The 19,391-nt window shown below is 60.5% G+C and carries 8 protein-coding genes; 5 read left to right on the top strand and 3 right to left on the bottom strand.

The features are described from left to right. The first annotated feature begins 85 nt into the window (after nt 1-85). The gene (locus tag H8S56_RS21725; RefSeq protein WP_187519740.1) at nt 86-757 is read left to right on the top strand and encodes a polysaccharide lyase family 7 protein; all 672 of its coding nucleotides are present in this window, start codon (nt 86-88) and stop codon (nt 755-757) included. A gap of 85 nt (nt 758-842) precedes the next feature. On the opposite strand, the gene putP is transcribed toward H8S56_RS21725, so the two are convergent. Further along, the gene (putP, locus tag H8S56_RS21730; RefSeq protein ID WP_187519741.1) at nt 843-2,330 is read right to left on the bottom strand and encodes a sodium/proline symporter PutP; all 1,488 of its coding nucleotides are present in this window, start codon (nt 2,328-2,330) and stop codon (nt 843-845) included. 448 nt (nt 2,331-2,778) lie between these two features. Here putP and putA point away from each other — a divergent pair, with 448 nt between their 5' ends. Both putA and H8S56_RS21740 read left to right on the top strand, forming a co-directional pair. Next, complete coding sequence (putA, locus tag H8S56_RS21735) at nt 2,779-6,732, top strand: trifunctional transcriptional regulator/proline dehydrogenase/L-glutamate gamma-semialdehyde dehydrogenase (RefSeq protein ID WP_187519742.1); 3,954 nt, start codon at nt 2,779-2,781, stop codon at nt 6,730-6,732. Between the two features lie 221 nt (nt 6,733-6,953). Then, the gene (locus H8S56_RS21740) at nt 6,954-8,756 is read left to right on the top strand and encodes an acyl-CoA dehydrogenase (RefSeq protein WP_024688270.1); all 1,803 of its coding nucleotides are present in this window, start codon (nt 6,954-6,956) and stop codon (nt 8,754-8,756) included. An 8-nt stretch (nt 8,757-8,764) separates the two neighbouring features. Here the strand turns inward: H8S56_RS21740 and H8S56_RS21745 are convergent, their stop codons facing one another. Beyond that, a complete protein-coding gene (locus H8S56_RS21745) occupies nt 8,765-11,299 on the bottom strand; it encodes a dermonecrotic toxin domain-containing protein (RefSeq protein WP_187519743.1) in 2,535 nt (844 codons plus the stop codon). Nucleotides 11,300-11,384: 85 nt separating this feature from the next. Continuing rightward, nucleotides 11,385-13,979: a dermonecrotic toxin domain-containing protein gene (locus tag H8S56_RS21750; RefSeq protein ID WP_187519744.1), complete on the bottom strand. Its 2,595-nt coding sequence runs from the start codon at nt 13,977-13,979 to the stop codon at nt 11,385-11,387. Between the two features lie 224 nt (nt 13,980-14,203). On the opposite strand from H8S56_RS21750, the gene H8S56_RS21755 reads away from it, so the two are divergent. After that, complete coding sequence (locus H8S56_RS21755; RefSeq protein WP_024688268.1) at nt 14,204-15,946, top strand: potassium/proton antiporter; 1,743 nt, start codon at nt 14,204-14,206, stop codon at nt 15,944-15,946. A gap of 38 nt (nt 15,947-15,984) precedes the next feature. After that, nucleotides 15,985-19,371 carry a mechanosensitive channel MscK gene (mscK, locus tag H8S56_RS21760; protein ID WP_187519757.1) on the top strand — a complete coding sequence of 1,129 codons (3,387 nt, stop codon included), beginning with the start codon at nt 15,985-15,987 and terminating at the stop codon, nt 19,369-19,371. The last annotated feature ends 20 nt before the right edge of the window (nt 19,372-19,391 follow it).

Consider the following 19,391-nt stretch of genomic DNA (forward strand, 5'->3'; position numbering starts at 1 on the left):
GTCCTACAACCCGTATAAAGCCCCGTCAAACCCTCTGACTAGAGGCCTCCCTTGCTGGCAAACAGACATACCGGATGGACACACAATGATTGATCTTGGCACGTGGCAACTCAGCATTCCCGTGGGCTCACCACCCAAGACCATTGAGACCGCACAATTGGTAAAGGGTTACGACGGCAAGTACTTCGAATCCAAATCAAAATCGATTTTTTTCTGGGCACCGGTCACAGGCTCCAAGACCGATAACGCCAAATACGCACGAAGCGAGCTACGCGAGACATGGCCTGACGGCACCCTGCGAAACTGGATGTACCCTGACGCAGACAACTTCCTCAATGCCACTCTGGAAGTCGATCAGGTCCCCTCTTCCGGCAAGATCGTCATCGGCCAGATCCACGCGTATGAAAGCACCGAGCCAATGCTCAAGGTCGAGTATCAATACAAGGACGCCGACAAGGCGGGCGACATCGTGGTCAAGGTGCGCAAGCGCTTCGATGACGACGAGAGCAAGGTGTACAAGATCGCCGAAGGCGTGCCGCTCAACGAGAAATTCAAATACATCATTCACCTCAGCCCCGGCGGCCAACTGAGCGTCAGCGCGCGCAACGTGAACTGGAACACCCAGGTCAGTTCGAGCTGGCGTGACAAGCCGCTGTACTTCAAGGCGGGCGTCTACACTCAGGACCACACCGGTTATAGCAGCGAAGGCGGCAAGGCCACGTTCTATAACCTGGACATCGATCACAACAAGACCTGAACGCTACGCACCGCCGAAAACGAAAACGGCCCGCACTCACCAGAGTACGGGCCGTTCTTTATATAGCGCGATGAAGCGTTCGTGATCAGCGGTTGGCCTGGTAGTCCTTCTCGGCCGCCAGGAAGCGCGCCTGCATCGATGCAGAAGCGCCTTTACCGATCAGGCTGAACAGCACGATCGCAATGCTGGCGAAGATGAAGCCAGGAATGATTTCGTACAAGCCACTCGTGCTGAACTGTTTCCAGAGCACCACGGTAACGGCACCGACGATCACACCGGCCAGCGCGCCGTTGCGGGTCATGCCTTTCCACAGCACCGAAATCAGCACCACCGGCCCGAACGCCGCGCCAAAGCCTGCCCACGCGTAGCTGACCAGACCCAGCACACGGTTTTCCGGGTTAGCTGCCAGCAGAATGGAAATGACTGCAATCAGCAGTACCATCGCGCGACCGACCCACACCAGTTCCACCTGCGAAGCGCTTTTGCGCAGGTACGCTTTATAGAAGTCCTCGGTCAGCGCACTGGAGCACACCAGCAACTGGCAGCTCAGCGTACTCATCACCGCCGCCAGAATCGCCGACAGCAGCACGCCTGCAACCCACGGGTTGAACAGCAGCTTGGCCAGTTCGATGAAGACCCGCTCCGGGTTCTCGGTCACAGGCCCTGCCACATCGGGGTGCGCAGAGAAGTAGGCGATACCGAAGAAACCTACCGCCACGGTGCCGCCCAGGCACAGGATCATCCAGGCCATCGAGATGCGGCGGGCCTTGGCAATCGACTTGACCGAATCCGCCGCCATGAAGCGCGCGAGGATGTGCGGCTGACCGAAATAGCCCAGGCCCCAGGCCAGCAAGGAGATGATGCCGATGAAGGTGGTGTTCTTGAACATGTCGAAGCTGGTCGGATCCTTCGCTTCGATGGCCAGGAACGTGGTGTCCACGCCGCCAGTCGCCAGCAACACGATGATCGGCGTCAGGATCAGTGCAAAGATCATCAGCGTGGCCTGCACGGTGTCTGTCCAGCTCACCGCAAGGAAGCCGCCGACAAACGTGTAGGCAATGGTCGCTGCTGCGCCGGCCCACAAGGCAGTTTCGTAGGACATGCCAAAGGTGCTTTCAAACAGACGCGCGCCGGCAACGATGCCTGATGCGCAGTAAATGGTGAAGAACACCAGAATCACGACAGCCGAGATGATGCGCAACAGGCCGCTGTTGTCTTCAAAGCGGCTGCTGAAATAGTCAGGCAGGGTCAGGGCATCACCATTGTGCTCGGTCTGCACACGCAGACGACCGGCCACGAACAGCCAGTTCAGGTAGGCACCGATGATCAGGCCGATGGCGATCCAGCTTTCCGACAGGCCCGACATGTAGATAGCACCCGGCAACCCCATCAGCAGCCAGCCGCTCATGTCCGACGCACCGGCCGACAACGCCGTGACCACGCTGCCCAGACTGCGTCCGCCGAGGATGTAATCCGAAAGGTTGTTGGTGGATCGATAGGCCATGAGGCCGATCAGGACCATTGCCGCGATGTAGATCACAAACGTGATCAAGGTAGGGTTACTGACACTCATGAGTTCTGCCTTGGCATTGTTTTTATTTGGCACCTGATGACCAAAGAGGATGACAACTGAACTCCAGCTCTCCCCCGTCTCTTCACCCGACACCGCGCTGGCGATTCACTTCACAGAAATGAACAGCTAATGACTACGGTTGCACCGTGGGAACGAATCCTATTAAACAAACTGAATTAGGTGCAACCAATTTCATCCAGCAAGTTGCACCTACCACAAAAAACCGGATAGTTACGCTTTGACGCCCTATTTTGGGGCGCAAAGCCGACAGTATTCAAATAAAACTGCACCCCGATGACGCATGCAGAAGGTTTTCCCGGCACGCCAGCAAAAACGTCATGAAATATTATGAAAAAAAGGTTGCACCCGGTTGCACCTCACCGAGAACCGAGGCTAATCTGCAACAAAGCCGATGCCACATCCGTCGTGGCTACAATGAGGACAACATATGGCCACCACCACTTTGGGCGTCAAGCTGGACGACCCGACCCGCGAGCGATTGAAAGCAGCCGCCCACTCCATCGACCGGACCCCGCACTGGTTGATCAAGCAGGCGATCTTCAATTACCTGGAAAAGCTGGAAAGTGGTGCAACCCTGTCTGAACTCAACGGATCGGCGATCAAGGACAGTGATGACCGCGGCGAACTGACAGACGACGCCGGTCTGCAATGTTTCCTGGATTTTGCCGAAAGCATCCAGCCGCAATCGGTTCTGCGCGCAGCCATCACCTCCGCTTATCGTCGCCCCGAGCCTGAAGTCGTGCCGATGCTGCTTGAGCAGGCGCGTCTGCCCGTACCCATGGCCGAAGCCGCCAACAAGCTCGCTGCGTCCATCGCTGAAAAGCTGCGTAATCAGAAGAGTGCCGGCGGGCGTGCCGGTATCGTTCAAGGCCTGCTGCAGGAATTCTCACTGTCGTCGCAGGAAGGCGTCGCCCTGATGTGCCTGGCCGAAGCGCTGCTGCGTATTCCCGACAAGGGCACGCGCGATGCACTGATTCGCGACAAGATCAGCAACGGTAACTGGCAGCCACACTTGGGCAACAGCCCATCGCTGTTCGTCAACGCCGCGACCTGGGGCCTGTTGCTGACCGGCAAGCTGGTTGCTACGCACAACGAATCCGGCCTGACCTCATCGCTGAGCCGCATCATCGGCAAGAGCGGCGAGCCCATGATCCGTAAGGGCGTGGACATGGCCATGCGCCTGATGGGCGAGCAGTTCGTCACCGGTGAAACCATCGGTGAAGCGCTGGCCAACGCCAGTCGCTTCGAAGCCAAGGGCTTCCGTTATTCCTACGACATGCTGGGTGAAGCCGCGCTCACCGAGCACGACGCGCAGAAATACCTGGCGTCCTACGAACAGGCCATCCACTCCATCGGCAAGGCCTCTCACGGTCGCGGCATATATGAAGGGCCGGGCATCTCCATCAAGCTGTCGGCACTGCACCCGCGCTACAGCCGCGCCCAGTATGAGCGCGTGATGGAAGAGCTGTATCCGCGCCTGCTGTCGCTGACGCTGCTGGCCAAGCAATACGATATCGGCCTGAACATCGACGCCGAAGAAGCCGACCGCCTGGAGCTGTCGCTGGACCTGCTTGAGCGCCTGTGCTTCGAGCCACAACTGACCGGCTGGAACGGTATCGGTTTCGTGATTCAGGCCTACCAGAAGCGCTGCCCGTACGTGATCGATTATGTGATCGACCTGGCCCGTCGCAGCCGTCATCGCCTGATGATCCGTCTGGTAAAAGGCGCGTACTGGGACAGCGAGATCAAGCGCGCTCAGGTCGAAGGCCTGGAAGGCTATCCGGTTTACACCCGCAAGGTGTACACCGACGTTTCCTACATCGCCTGCGCTCGCAAACTGCTCGCCGCACCGGAAGTCATCTACCCGCAGTTCGCCACGCACAACGCGCATACCCTCGCAGCCATCTACCAGATCGCCGGGCAAAACTACTACCCCGGCCAGTACGAGTTCCAGTGCCTGCACGGCATGGGCGAACCGTTGTACGAGCAAGTGGTGGGCAAGGTGGCCGATGGCAAGCTGAACCGTCCATGCCGCGTGTACGCACCGGTCGGCACCCATGAAACGCTGCTGGCCTATCTGGTACGTCGCCTGCTGGAGAACGGTGCCAACACCTCGTTCGTCAACCGTATCGCCGACCACACCATTTCCATTCAGGAGCTGGTGGCCGACCCGGTTAACCAGATCGAACGTATGGCCACTCAGGAAGGCGGTTTCGGCCTGCCGCACCCGCGCATTCCGTTGCCACGCGACCTGTACGGCAGCGAACGCGCCAACTCCAGCGGCATCGACATGGCCAACGAACACCGCCTGGCGTCGCTGTCGTCGGCGTTGCTGGCCACCGCGCACAACGACTGGAAAGCCGCACCCATGCTTGGCTGCCCCGCCAGCGAAGGCGTAGCGAATGCTGCGCTGAACCCGTCCGACCTGCGTGACGTCGTCGGCCATGTGCAGGAAGCCACGGTGCAGGACGTCGACAACGCCATTCAATGCGCGCTCAGCGCCGGTCCAATCTGGCAGGCCACACCGCCAGCCGAACGTGCCGCCATTCTGGAGCGTGCCGCAGACTTGATGGAAGGCGAGATCCAGCCACTGATGGGCCTGCTGGTCCGCGAAGCCGGCAAGACCTTTGCCAACGCCATTGCCGAAGTGCGTGAAGCGGTGGACTTCCTGCGTTATTACGCAGTCCAGGCGCGCAACGATTTCTCCAACGATGCGCACCGTCCGCTGGGTCCTGTGGTCTGCATCAGCCCATGGAACTTCCCGCTGGCGATCTTCAGTGGCCAGGTGGCCGCTGCACTCGCCGCCGGCAACCCGGTGCTGGCCAAGCCTGCCGAGCAGACGCCGCTGATCGCCGCCCAGGCCGTACGCCTGCTGCTGGAAGCCGGTATCCCCGAAGGCGTGGTGCAATTGCTGCCAGGTCGCGGTGAAACCGTGGGCGCAGGGTTGGTCGGTGATGAGCGCGTCAAAGGCGTGATGTTCACCGGTTCCACCGAAGTCGCTCGCCTGCTGCAACGCAACGTGGCCGGTCGTCTGGACTCGCAGGGCCGTCCGGTTCCGCTGATCGCCGAAACCGGTGGCCAGAACGCCATGATCGTCGACTCCTCGGCACTGACCGAACAAGTGGTGATCGACGTCGTTTCCTCGGCCTTCGACAGCGCCGGTCAACGCTGCTCGGCACTGCGCGTGCTGTGCCTGCAGGAAGACTCTGCTGACCGTGTCATTGAAATGCTCAAGGGTGCCATGGCGGAAAACCGTCTGGGCAACCCGGAGCGCTTGTCTGTGGACATCGGCCCGGTGATCGACGCCGAAGCCAAGTCAGGCATTGAAAAACACATTCAGGCCATGCGCGACAAAGGCCGCAGCGTGTATCAGGTCGCCATCGCCGACAGCGCCGAACTCAAGCGCGGCACCTACGTGATGCCGACCCTGATCGAGCTGGAAAGCTTCGATGAACTGCAACGCGAAATCTTCGGCCCCGTGCTGCACGTAGTGCGTTACAAGCGCAAGGAACTGGACCAGTTGATCGCGCAGATCAACGCCTCCGGTTACGGCCTGACCCTGGGCGTGCACACGCGCATCGACGAGACCATCGCCAAGGTGATCGACAACGTCAATGCCGGTAACGTCTACGTCAACCGCAACATCGTCGGTGCTGTGGTGGGTGTTCAGCCGTTTGGTGGTGAAGGCCTGTCAGGCACGGGACCGAAAGCCGGTGGGCCGCTGTACCTGTATCGCCTGCTGTCGACGCGTCCACAGGACGCCATCGAGAAGTCGTTCGTGCGTGGCGATGCACTGTCCGCCCCGGATCTGCGTCTGCGCGAAGCCATGAGCAAGCCGTTGCAAGCGTTGAAAACCTGGGCCACCAGCCATCAGAACGCTGAGCTGACTGCGTTGTGCAGCCAATACGCCGAGCAATCGCAGAGCGGCATCACGCGTCAACTGGCGGGCCCGACCGGCGAGCGCAACAGCTACGCAATCCTGCCGCGCGAGCACGTGCTGTGTCTGGCCGATGACGAAACCGATCTGTTGACGCAACTGGCCGCTGTGCTGGCGGTCGGCAGCTCGGCCGTCTGGCCGGACACCGAGATCAGCAAACCGCTGCGCGCTCGCCTGCCGAAAGAGGTTCAGGCGCGCATCAAGCAGGTTGCCGACTGGACCAAGGACGAAGTGATCATCGACGCGGTCCTGCACCACGGTGATTCGGACCAACTGCGCGCCATCTGCCAGCAGATCGCCCAACGCAGCGGCGCCATTGTCGGCGTCAACGGCCTGTCCCACGGCGAGACCAACATCCCGCTGGAACGTCTGGTGATCGAGCGCGCACTGAGCGTCAACACTGCAGCGGCGGGCGGTAATGCGAGTTTGATGACCATCGGCTAACCCTGTCCCTAGCCGTATTCCCACACAGGACCGTGGGAGATACCGCAGCCTCGTAGGGGCTGCGGTCTCTCCAAGCAAACACGGAATTGTGGGAGGCGGCTTGCTGGTTGCAGCAAGACGATACCCGTCACTCACTGCGCTTCATCACCCGCATCAATCTTGCTACCGCCCCCCCATTGAGCCGCCTAGACTGGAACGATCCCCAGTCAAGGTGCGTTGCCATGTCCGAGTCGCTGCTCAGTTCCCGTAATCTGGCTTTCGAGCTGTATGAAGTGCTGGATGCCGAAGCCCTGACCCATCGTGAGCGCTTTGCCGAGCACACGCGTGAAACGTTCGATGCGGCGATTGGCACGGCGCGCACCATCGCCGAAAAGTACTTTGCGCCGCACAACCGCAAGGCCGACGAGAACGAACCGCGTTACGAAAACGGCGCGGCGGTGCTGATCCCGGAGGTGAAGCCTGCGGTGGATGCGTTTCTGGAAGCCGGTTTCCTCAACGCCGCGCGGGACTTCGAGGCAGGCGGCATGCAGCTGCCGACGCTGCTGTCGCAAGCCTGCTTTGCCCACTTTCAGGCCGCCAACGCCAGCACCACCGCGTACCCGTTTCTGACCATGGGCGCGGCGAACCTGATCGAAAGTTTCGGCGATGACGAACAGAAGCAGCGCTTTCTGCAACCGATGATCGAAGGCCGTTTCTTCGGCACCATGGCGCTGACCGAACCCCATGCTGGTTCATCGCTGTCCGATATTCGCACCCGCGCCGAACCGGCTGCGGATGGCACTTACCGGCTGCGCGGCAACAAGATTTTCATTTCCGGCGGTGATCACGGGTTGTCGGAAAACATCGTACACATGGTGCTGGCCAAGCTGCCCGATGCGCCGGGCGGCGTCAAAGGCATCTCGCTGTTCATCGTGCCCAAGTTTCTGGTCAACGACGACGGCAGTGTTGGCGAGCGTAACGACGTGGTACTGGCCGGGCTGTTTCACAAGATGGGCTGGAAAGGCACGACCTCGACCGCACTCAACTTCGGCGACAATGGCGAATGCGTGGCCTATCTGGTCGGCAAGCCGCATCACGGCCTGAGCTATATGTTCCAGATGATGAACGAAGCGCGCATCGGCGTCGGCATGGGCGCGGTCATGCTCGGTTATGCCGGTTATCTGTACTCCCTCGATTATGCGCGTGAGCGGCCGCAAGGTCGGCTGCCGGACAACAAGAGCCCGGACAGCGCTCCCGTGCCGATCATCCAGCACACCGATGTGCGACGCATGCTGTTGACCCAGAAGGCTTACGTGGAAGGTGCCTTCGACCTGGGCCTTTACGCTGCCCGCCTGTTCGATGACGCGCAGACCGGAGAGACCGGGCAAGTGCGTCAGCAGGCCCACGAACTGCTGGACCTGCTGACGCCCATCGTCAAATCCTGGCCGTCGGAATTCTGCCTCAAGGCCAACGAGCTGGCGATCCAGATTCTTGGCGGCCACGGTTATACCCGCGACTACCCGGTCGAGCAGTATTACCGGGACAACCGCCTGAACCCGATTCACGAAGGCACCCACGGCATTCAGTCGCTGGACCTGCTGGGTCGCAAGCTGGCGCAAAACGGCGGAGCGGGTCTGAAGCAACTGGTCAGGCTGATTGCCGATACCGCACAACGCGCCAGCGCCCACAGCCAGCTCGATCACCTGCGTCAGCCGCTGGAGCAATTGGTAACGGCCTTGCAGGGCGTGACCGTCGGCCTGCTGACCGATCTGGCACAGGGCAAGGTCAACGTCGCACTGGCCAACTCAGCGCTTTACCTCAAGGCATTCGGGCACACTGTGATCGGCTGGCGCTGGCTGGAACAAGCGATTCGCGCCGAAGAAGGGCTCAGCAAGGGCAACACGACAGACGCCGACTTCTACAAGGGCAAGCTGCAGGCGGCGCGGTACTTCCTGACCTGGGAAGTACCGGCCTGTCATCACGAACTGGCGATCCTGCAGGCCCGCGATGACGTGTGCCTTTCCATGCACAACGACTGGTTCTGACTCACGGTTCAAGAACGAGGAGGAAATAACCCGTCCACCAGTGCCTTGGCGTCGTCACCCAGTCTGGCTGCATATTGCTCGCGACTGAAGGCCTCCCCGGTGCGCAGGTCATAGGCAGGCCCCGACACCTGTTCCACCGGCACCTGACGCAGTTGCACATTAATGAAGCGGTAATTGCTGCCGGCCAGCTCTTCGATGCGTCGAATCTCGAAGTAGTTGCCCGGCAGGAACACCGATTCGACTTCATTGGGGCTGTTGGAAAACGGGCTGATGGGCGTTGCCGTCAGGTATTCCTTGGCGGGCAGCTCGAACACCACTGACGTGTCATCGAATGTAATCTCGCCCTTGAACCCCGTAGACGACACGCCTCCCTGACTGCTGGCAAAGACGCGGGCGATGTAGGGATTTTCACTGAACGAGGTGACGTCGGTATTCACCAGCACATCGCCGACCTTGAGCCTGCCCTCCCGGAACACCTTGCCTGACGTGCCCCGTTCGCCGCTGCCTCCACGGTACAGGGCCACATCGTTGTTGTGCGCAACGTCGCCAAGGTCTTCGATCAGTTGCTCCACCGCCTCGATCTGATTGGCCTCCGTGCGCTCGCCTGTGCGCAAAAACACGTTGTAGGCATCATCGTCCTCGGTATATCGGGTTATCGCTCCGCCGAAGTACGCGTTATCCATGGTTTTGAACACCCGATGCTTTTCGTTCCAGGCATCGATGACCACCTCTTCACCTTCGGAGTCCGAGATCACTTCCTCGTCTTCATCCAGTTCGTAAATGCCGAGCACCGACTCCTGACGCTGGTTACCCAACGCTGACAGACGCTGTTCTTCGGCCAGGTTGAACTGCATGTGGGTGTCCCAGAACGACGATGAGGCAGGGACAAGATCTTGGGCAGATGAAGCACCCGAGGCGTCTTCCATCAGCGGTTTGCCGCCCTGTAATCCGGGCTTGCGGATCAACTCCCACTGATCAAGTTCATTCAGCCTTACCGGACGTGCACCATTGAAAGCGAAGGGGTTCTCGGGGTCGACGATCGCCCAGGTCTTCAGGCTCTCCAGATACCTCACCCGGTAAGGCAGCTCACCCAGCGTGATCCAGGTCTGGCCATTGCCCAGAACATGAACACCTCGGGCATGGCCTTGCACCACAGCGGGTATGTCCTCCAGCACTTCATTACCTTCAAGGCCCGCCAGTGCAGCGGCTTCATCGTCTACTGCCGGGGCGACCTGAGCATCACGGCCGATGTCGGCCAGCAGGGGCAGGTTCAGAAACAGATAAACCGCATTCATGACAGCGCCCCGAACCCCGGCCTTGCGCAATTGCGCAGTCCGCCCGTTGACGGCCTGATCAATGTTCAGGCCCACGCTTGCAATGCCCGCCCCGATGAGGCTCAACGCGACAGGCCAGGCCAGCGCGGCCGCACCGCCAGCAACCCGGATGAATGCGCCCAGGTAGCCGATCCACAGTTGTTTGCGAAGGCTGGCACTGCTGGTCAATTGCTCATGAACGTCCTCGTTCATTTCCTGGCGAGCGACATCGCGCAGATGCTCGAACACAGGCTGAGCGCTGGTGAGCGTCGAATGCCCCAGCAGGGTCTGTTCAGTGGACCAGGGCCGAGTACCTAGCGTCGAAAGGGTTGTGCTCAACGCCTGCTGCTGCGGCTTGCGCACAAAGTGCGACACCAGCGCATCTCTGGTCGTGGCGTCGGCCAGCTGAGTCTGCAACCACTGATACAGCTCCTGCTCGTCGTCAAAACACTGGAACGCGGGTTCAGCAGCGGGCGAGTAAAGTATCTGCCGTCCATTGGCGTCGCTGATTCGCAGCATGTCCCTGGAAACATGGCCTGCACATTCGAGTACCTGCATGGCAATGCCCCCCGCGAAAGGCGGGTTCTGCTGCAACATCGCCCACGTGACCTGCGGATCGTTCAGGCCGGTAAGCGCAGTGAGTACGGTGTCAAAGTCATCTACCCGCAACTGCTTTCTGCTCAGGGCCAGCCCCGCCGAAGACAGCAGGTTCAGCTTCGCCAACGTGCAGAAGTCCTGATCATGAACGCGCCAGAACGTGTCGACTTTCTGCCTGCAGTCAGCCGCGAAATCCAGTTTCCAGAAGTCCTGCAGCACATCGCTGGGCAACATCGGCACTTCGTTGCGTTCGTTATAGAAACGCTCGCCGGGACCTGCGAGGTAGAAGCCGCTGTCGGTATTGAGCTGGTCGACTGACACGTTGTCGCTGGCGTTGAAACGATGCATCACCAGTTCAATGAGGGTCATCGATTCGGAAGGCGGCCCGACATGCTCCCATCCGGTGAACGTCAGACCGCTGCTGTCTGCACGTTCGAAGCGGTGCCAGTAAACGTCGCCCGGGTCGAGTGATTTGCCCGTATGTTTGAGAAGAATCCCGCGGGCGGCCTGAAAGGCCAACACGTAAAGATCCGGGTAGGCATTCATCAGCGTCGCCGCGCGGGCCTGAAGCTGTTTGTCCGCCCACGTGTCAGTGGCTGGCGCAGGCAGCGCCTGATGAGTTGTTTCGTGCATGACTTCCTGTCCTTGCAATGGATGAAAGCCATGCACATTAAGCAGTCGGCAGGCACAGACTGCGGTAACTATCTAAGTCGCCCACTCATGCCTGAGGTGACGCCGCCTCAGGAAAGAACACGTCCACCAGCGGTTTGCCCGCCGCACCTAACCGGGCGGCGTATCGTTCACGGCTGAACGGCTCACCGGTGCGCATCTCCAGAAGCCTGCGACCTGCAACCGGGGCGAATATTTCCTTGATCCGCACCCTCATGAACCGATAGAAGCCACCCTGAACCTCGTCGAGTTGCTCGATCTGGAAGTAGCGGCCCGGCAAAAAGATGGACTCGGCTTCTCCGGGGCTCGAGGAAAAGGGTGCGATGGGTGTGGCGCCCAAGTAGTGTCTGGCAGGCAACTCGAAGACCACCGAGCTGTCATCAAAGGAGACCGGAGCCGAGACTGAAACAGCATTGTCGCCCGCCTGGCTGCTGGCAAAGGTTCTGGCTTGATAGGGGTTTTCGCTGAACGAGGTGATGTCGGTATTGGTCAACACGTCCCCTACCTCGACATGGCCACTGCGAAAGAACTGCCCAGAGGTGCTTCGCTCGCCACTTCCACCGCGATACAGGGTGACGTCGTTATTGAAGCCCAGGGTCCTCACGTCTTCGACAAAACGCTTGATGTCCTCGACCTGCTCGGCAACGCTCGCCATTCCCGGCGGCTGGCCGTCCTCAAAGACCGTTCCGGTGCGCAGGTACTGGTTATAGAGGCCACCATTGTCGGTGTAACGCCGGATGCTCTGGCCGTAAAACATGGCCTCGTGGGTCTTGAACACACGGTGTTTTGCGCCCCAAAGGTCGATGTGCACGTCTTCGCCTTCGGAATCGGAGACCACCTCCTCTCCCGGCTCCATCCGGAAAATATCCATGACGGCCTCCTGCCGGGCAATAGCGGCCTCGGCCAGGTGCTTTTCGTCATACACGTTGATCAACATGTAGTGGTCCCAGAACGTCGACGTGGTCGTTGCGTAGCGCGGCGAGGACGACGGCTCGATCACGTCCGGCAGCACCTCCTGAGGCGCGCCGCCTGACAGGCCAGGCGATGTGATCGGCTGCCACTCGCCTTGCGCATCCAGCACAACAACCGGGCCGGAAAAGAAGGCAAACGGATTGTGCGGATCAATCACCTGCCAGCCTTGCAGCGATTCGCTGTAGCGCACGCGATAGAACAACCCGCTGCGTTGTATCCATGTCTCGCCATTGGCGAGTTGATAAATGCCTCGCAGCCGACCGTCGGCCGTGATGGGCGTGACGCCTTCAAGCGCCAGCTGATTACCGTTGAGATTGGCCAGGGTATCCGTGGTCGAAGTGGCGGGTGCCGACTCTGCAATGCCGGTGATAGCGCGACTCGACTGCGCCAGCAGCGGCAGATTGAACGCCAGGTAAATGGCATTGCAAATCGCGCCCAACACCCCGGCCTTGCGCTGCGTCGGGGTCTTGCCGCGCAACGCCTGATCGATATTCAGCCCCAGGTTGAACGCGCTCGCCTCCACCACAGCCAGCGCCACCGGCCAGCCCAACAGTGCGAGATTGCCTGCTACATGCACAAAGGCATCCAGGTACCCCATGGCTATTCGCTTGCGCACTTCGGTGTTGCTGGTCAGCAGCGCATGGGCATCCGCCCTCATCTCTTCGCGGGCGGCATCACGCAGGTAGTCGAACGGATCGCCGGGAATGGCCTCCTTGATCTGGTTGACCAGGCTGCGCCCCGTTTGAGCATCATGGCTCAGCAGGTGGGCGACGCACGCATCGAACGTGACGTCAGGCGTCTGCCGATCGGCGGCCGGGCGAACGAAGTGCCCGCGCATTTCACTGTGGGTCTGGGCATTGGCGAAACGCGCTTTGAGCCAGTCGATCAGCGCCTGCTGATCTTCAAAGCGGTGAAACGGGCTGACGTCGCCGGGCATATAAAGCATCTGCACACCCTGCTCGCCGACGATGCGCAGAATATCCCGGGCCTTGAAGCCCCCGATGTCCAGCCAGTGCACGCTTGCCTTCGCGCCGGATCGTATGCCTGCCCCCAGAGACGCCAGAGTGGGCGTGTCGCTGTGCTCATCCAGCACCAGGCTCACCAGCACCTCGAAATCGGTCGCCGATATCCGCCCGTTCTGCTTGCATCGCCCCGCTGCGGCCAGGTACCGGGCCTTGGCCAGCACACCGAACGTGTGTTCATTCAGACGCCAGAATTCATCCAGCGTCCGTTGATAAGCGACGCTGAAATCCAGCGCCCAGAAATCATTCAGTACGTCCTGCGCGAGCACGCGCACTTCATTGGTTTCGTTGAACCTGCCGTGGTCGGCTTTTACGGTGTAGAAGCCACCATAGGATGACAGCTCGTCACTGGCCACGTGATCCTGAGGGCTGAAGCGGCGAATCAACAATTCGACGATCGTCATCGACTCGACCGGCGTGCCGACATGCTCCCACCCGGTAAAGGTGTGCGGGCTGCTGACCGCGCCGCTGAACCGGTGCCAGTAGACGGCTTCGGGGTCGAGCCACTTGCCGGTGCGTTTGAACAGTACGCCCCGCGCAGCACGCCACGCCATGTCGTAGAGGTCGGGATAGGCCACAACATAGTCGTGGGCTTTCTTGCGCAGTTGTTCTTGATCGGTTAGGAGTGGCTGTGTCGTTTGAGAAGTCATGGCTTCCTGTTCCTTTGGAATGGGAGCCGTACGCAATCAAAGTCGACAGAGGCACGGGTCTTACATAGTTACGACACCCACAGGCTGCGGCCAAAAGGCCGTGTATTAATCGGCAAAACTTTGACAGCCAGCCAATTCAACAGGTTAGAATCCCTTGGCACGCGGACTGCATGGTCAGTTCTCGCACCCGCCGTTTTCGATTCGTTTTCTATGGAGTACCGCCCTTGGATGCCACGACCATCAACAGCCTGTTCCTGATTGGCGCGTTGCTGGTAGCGGCGAGCATTCTGGTCAGTTCTCTTTCTTCACGCCTGGGCATCCCGATTCTGGTCATCATCCTTGCGGTGGGCATGGTCGCGGGCGTGGATGGCGGCGGCATCATTTTCGACAACTACGCCACCGCCTATCTGGTGGGCAACCTGGCACTGGCGGTCATTCTGCTCGATGGCGGCCTGCGAACGCGGGTTGCGAGTTTCCGGGTGGCGCTCTGGCCCGCCCTGTCGCTGGCAACCGTCGGGGTGCTGATCACCACGGGGCTGACGGGCATGGTCGCCGCATGGCTGTTCAACCTGAACATGATTCAGGGCCTGCTGATCGGTGCCATCGTCGGATCGACCGACGCGGCGGCCGTGTTCTCGCTGCTCGGCGGCAAGGGACTTAACGAACGGGTCACGGCCAGTCTGGAAATCGAATCCGGCAGCAACGACCCGATGGCGGTGTTTCTGACCGTGACCCTGATCGGCATGCTCGCCAGCGGCCAGACCGGCCTGCACTGGGGGCTGCTGGGGCACCTGATTCAGGAATTCGGCATCGGCGCAATCATCGGTCTGGGCGGCGGCTGGATCATGTTGCAACTGGTCAACCGCATCAATCTGGCCGCTGGCCTGTACCCGATCCTGGTCATCGCCGGTGGTCTGGCGATCTTTGCCCTGACCAACGCCATCCACGGCAGTGGCTTTCTGGCGGTCTACCTGTGCGGTCTGGTACTGGGTAACCGGCCGATCCGCAGCCGCCATGGCATTCTGCACATGCTTGACGGCATGGCCTGGCTGGCACAGATCGGCATGTTTCTGGTGCTGGGCTTGCTGGTCACACCACACGACCTGCTGCCGATTGCCATCCCGGCGCTGGGTCTGGCGCTGTGGATGATTCTGGTGGCGCGGCCATTGTCGGTCATGGTCGGCCTGCTGCCGTTCAAGGCGTTTCATGGTCGCGAAAAGGCCTTCATCGCCTGGGTCGGCCTGCGCGGCGCGGTACCGATCATTCTTGCCGTGTTCCCGCTGATGGCCGGGCTGCCCAACGCGCAGCTGTACTTCAACCTCGCGTTCTTCATCGTGCTGGTCTCGCTGCTCCTGCAAGGCACCAGCCTGCCGTGGATGGCAAAACTGTTGAAAGTCACGGTTCCGCCCGATCCTGCGCCGATTTCCCGCGCGGCCCTTGAAGTCCATGTCACCAGCGAATGGGAGCTGTTCGTTTATCGTCTGGGCGCAGAAAAGTGGTGCATCGGCGCGGCGCTGCGTGAACTGAAAATGCCTGAAGGCACGCGCATCGCGGCGCTGTTTCGCGGCCAGCAGTTGCTTCACCCCTCCGGCAGTACCACGCTGGAAGTGGGCGACCTGCTCTGCGTGATCGGCCACGAACACGACCTGCCTGCACTGGGCAAACTGTTCAGTCAGGCTCCGCAACGGGGTCTGGACCTGCGCTTCTTCGGCGACTTCGTGCTCGAAGGTGACGCGCAACTGGGCGCGGTGGCCGCGCTTTATGGCCTGAAACTCGATGGCATCGACCCTGGCATGCCGCTCAGTCAGTTCATCGTGCAGAAGAACCGTGGCGAGCCGGTGATCGGTGACCAGATCGAATGGAATGGAACTATTTGGACCGTTGCCGTCATGGACGGGAACAAGATCCAGAAAGTGGGCGTCAAATTCCCCGAAGGAAGCCGCCCGGGTCCCGGATTGTTCCTTTAAACTGCCCACCCACACGTACCATCATGCGACCGGTGTCTATGTTTTTCCTGCGCTCCCTTTGTGCTGCCACACTGTTTACGCTTTGTCTTTCCACCTTCCCTGCGTTGGCTGCAGACCCGCCTACCAGCGAAGCCGTACAACAAAGTCTGGACAAGATCGCCGACCGCAAGCTGCCGGATGCTGACCAGAAAGCGCTGCAGCAGGTACTTGAACAGACTCTGGGGTTTCTGGCCAGCAAGCAGGACAGCGAACAGAAGCTGACCGCGCTCAAGCAGCAACTCAACCAGGCACCCAAGCAGACCACCGACAACCAGCGTGAGCTGAGCCGGCTCAAGGAAAGCAAGGTGGTTGCGGTGGCACAACGCTACGGCGGCCTCGACGTGCCGCAACTGGAGCAGGTGCTCAGCCAGCGCAGCACTCAGCAAAGCGATCTGCAGAAAGAACTCAACGACGCCAACAGCCTGAGCATCACGGCCCAGACTCGCCCGGAGCGTGCGCAGGCAGAAATCAGCGCCAACCAGAACCGCATCCAGCAGATCAACGCCATCCTCAAACTGGGCAAGGACAACGGCAAGACCCTCAGCGCCGATCAGCGCAACCTGCTGAATGCCGAGTTGGCGTCGATCAATGCGCTGAACCTGTTGCGCCGTCAGGAACTGGCTGGCAACAGCCAGCTTCAGGACCTGGGTAACAGCCAGCACGATCTGCTGACCGAGAAAGTCGCGCGCCAGGAGCAGGAAATTCAGGACCTGCAAACCCTGATCAACGACAAGCGCCGCGCCCAGTCGCAGAAAACCGTCGCCGACCTGTCCCTTGAAGCCCAAAAATCCGGCGGCAGCAGCCTGCTGGCCACCGAAAGCGCAGCCAACCTGCAACTGTCCGACTACCTGCTGCGCGGCACCGATCGCCTCAACGAACTGACGCAGCAGAACCTCAAGACCAAGCAGCAACTGGACAACCTGACCCAGACTGACCAGGCCCTGAGCGAGCAGATCAACGTTCTCAGCGGCAGCCTGCTGCTGTCCAAGATTCTCTACAAACAGAAGCAGTCGTTGCCGCATCTGGAACTGGACAAAGGACTGGCCGACGAAATCGCCAACATCCGTTTGTACCAGTTCGAAATCAACCAGCAACGCGAGCAGATGAGTACGCCGAACGCCTATGTCGAGAAACTGCTCGCCACTCAGGCTCCGGAAAACGTCACCCCGCAGTTGCGCAGAACCCTGCTGGACCTGGCCATTACCCGCAGTGACCTGCTGGAACGCCTGAACCGCGAGCTCAGTGCGTTGCTCAACGAATCCATCACCCTGCAACTGAACCAGAAGCAACTGACCAGCACCGCGATCAGCCTGCGCTCCACGCTGGACGAGCAGATGTTCTGGATTCCCAGCAACAAGCCGCTGGACATCGAGTGGTTCCAGAACATCTGGCCGCGCCTTGAAAAACAGGTCGCCACCCTGCCCTGGACGTCAAGCCTTAGCGAGCTGTCGGATGGACTGACGCAGCGCCCTCTGCTGTTCCTGCCGCTGCTGTTGCTGATAGGTGTACTGACCTGGCGGCGCAAGGCGCTGTATCAGCGTCTGAACCGCCTGCATGCAGACATTGGCCACTTCAAGCGTGACAGCCAGTGGAAAACCCCGCTGGCCCTGCTGATCAACGTGCTGCTGGCCATGCCTGTCGCCTTGGGCCTGGCCCTGTGCGGCTATGCACTGCAGATCGATGCCCGCGGGCAGAACGCCAACCTCGGCGAGGCGCTGTTGCAGATCGCTCTGGCCTGGCTGGTGTTCTACACCGCCTACCGCGTGCTCGCGCCGTCGGGTGTTGCGCAGCTGCATTTCCGCTGGGAGACGGCGCAGGTCGAGTTCCTGCGCGGCTGGATTCGTCGCCTCGGGCTGGTCGTTCTGGCGTTGGTTGCGGTCGTAGCGGTGGCTGAACACCAGCCTGCCGCGCTGGCCGACGACGTGCTGGGGATTGGCGTGGTGCTGACCTGCTACGCACTGATGGCCTGGCTGCTGGGTCGCCTGCTGGTCTCAAGCCCGACCCACCACAATGCTTCGCTGTTTCGCAAAGCCGTGGGCATGGCCTTCACCGCGCTGCCCGTGGCGTTGTTCGTGGCAGTGTGCTTCGGCTATTACTACACCGCGCTCAAGCTCAGCGACCGACTGATCGACACGCTTTACCTGCTCATGCTCTGGCTGGTGGTGGAAGCGACGTTCGTGCGCGGCCTGGGTGTGGCGGCACGCCGTCTGGCCTACCAGCGCGCCTTGGCCAAACGTCAGGCTGCTCGCGAAAACGGCGACAGCGACGCACCGGTCGAAGAGCCGAAACTGGACATCGAACAGGTCAACCAGCAGTCGCTGCGTCTGATTCGTCTGGCCTTGCTGGGCGGATTCATCGGCGCGTTGTATCTGGTCTGGGCCGACCTGATCACGGTCTTTGCCTACCTCGACAACATTACCCTTTACGAGTACACCAGCGGCACCGGCGCCAACATGAGCATGGTGCCGATCAGCCTCGGCGACTTCATCGGCGCGGTGGTGATCATCGCCATCACCTTCGTGCTGGCAGGCAACCTGCCCGGCCTTCTGGAAGTGCTGGTGCTGTCACGCCTGAATCTGGCGCAAGGCAGTGCCTACGCGACGACGACATTGCTGTCCTATGCAATTGCCGGCATCGGTTTCGTCACCACGCTCTCGACACTCGGCGTGAGCTGGGACAAATTGCAGTGGCTGGTAGCCGCGCTGTCGGTCGGTCTCGGCTTCGGTATGCAAGAGATCTTCGCCAACTTCATCTCCGGCATCATGATCCTGTTCGAACGTCCGGTGCGGATCGGCGACACCATCACCATTGGCAACCTGTCGGGTACGGTCAGCAAGATACGCATTCGTGCCACGACCATCACCGACTTCGACCGCAAGGACATCATCGTCCCGAACAAGACGTTCATCACCGGCCAGCTCATCAACTGGTCGCTGACCGACACCATCACCCGCGTGACCCTCAAACTCGGCGTGGACTACGGCTCGGACCTGGAACTGGTGCGCGAGTTGCTGTTGCAGGCGGCGCGCGAGAACCCACGGGTGCTGAAAGAGCCTGAGCCGATCGTCTACTTCCTGAACTTCGGCGAAAGTACGCTGGACCACGAACTGCGCATGCATGTACGTGATCTGGGCGACCGCAACCCGGTACTGGACGAAATCAACCGGTTCATCAACCGCGAGTTCAAGAAGCAGAAGATCAACATTTCCTTCCGCCAGATGGAGATCTACCTGAAGAACACTCAGGGCAAGGAATACAAGATGGTGCCCGTGGAGCCGGAGGAAAAACCCGGTCTGCCGACCGAGAAGACCACGCCGCCGGTCAACACCAAAGTAGCACCAGCGACCAAGGACGCGCCCGAGCCACCTGAACTCAGGCTCGACTGATCGGGTCAACCCCAGCAGAA

The organism is Pseudomonas triticifolii, from assembly GCF_014358015.1.
GTDB classification, from domain to species: domain Bacteria; phylum Pseudomonadota; class Gammaproteobacteria; order Pseudomonadales; family Pseudomonadaceae; genus Aquipseudomonas; species Aquipseudomonas triticifolii.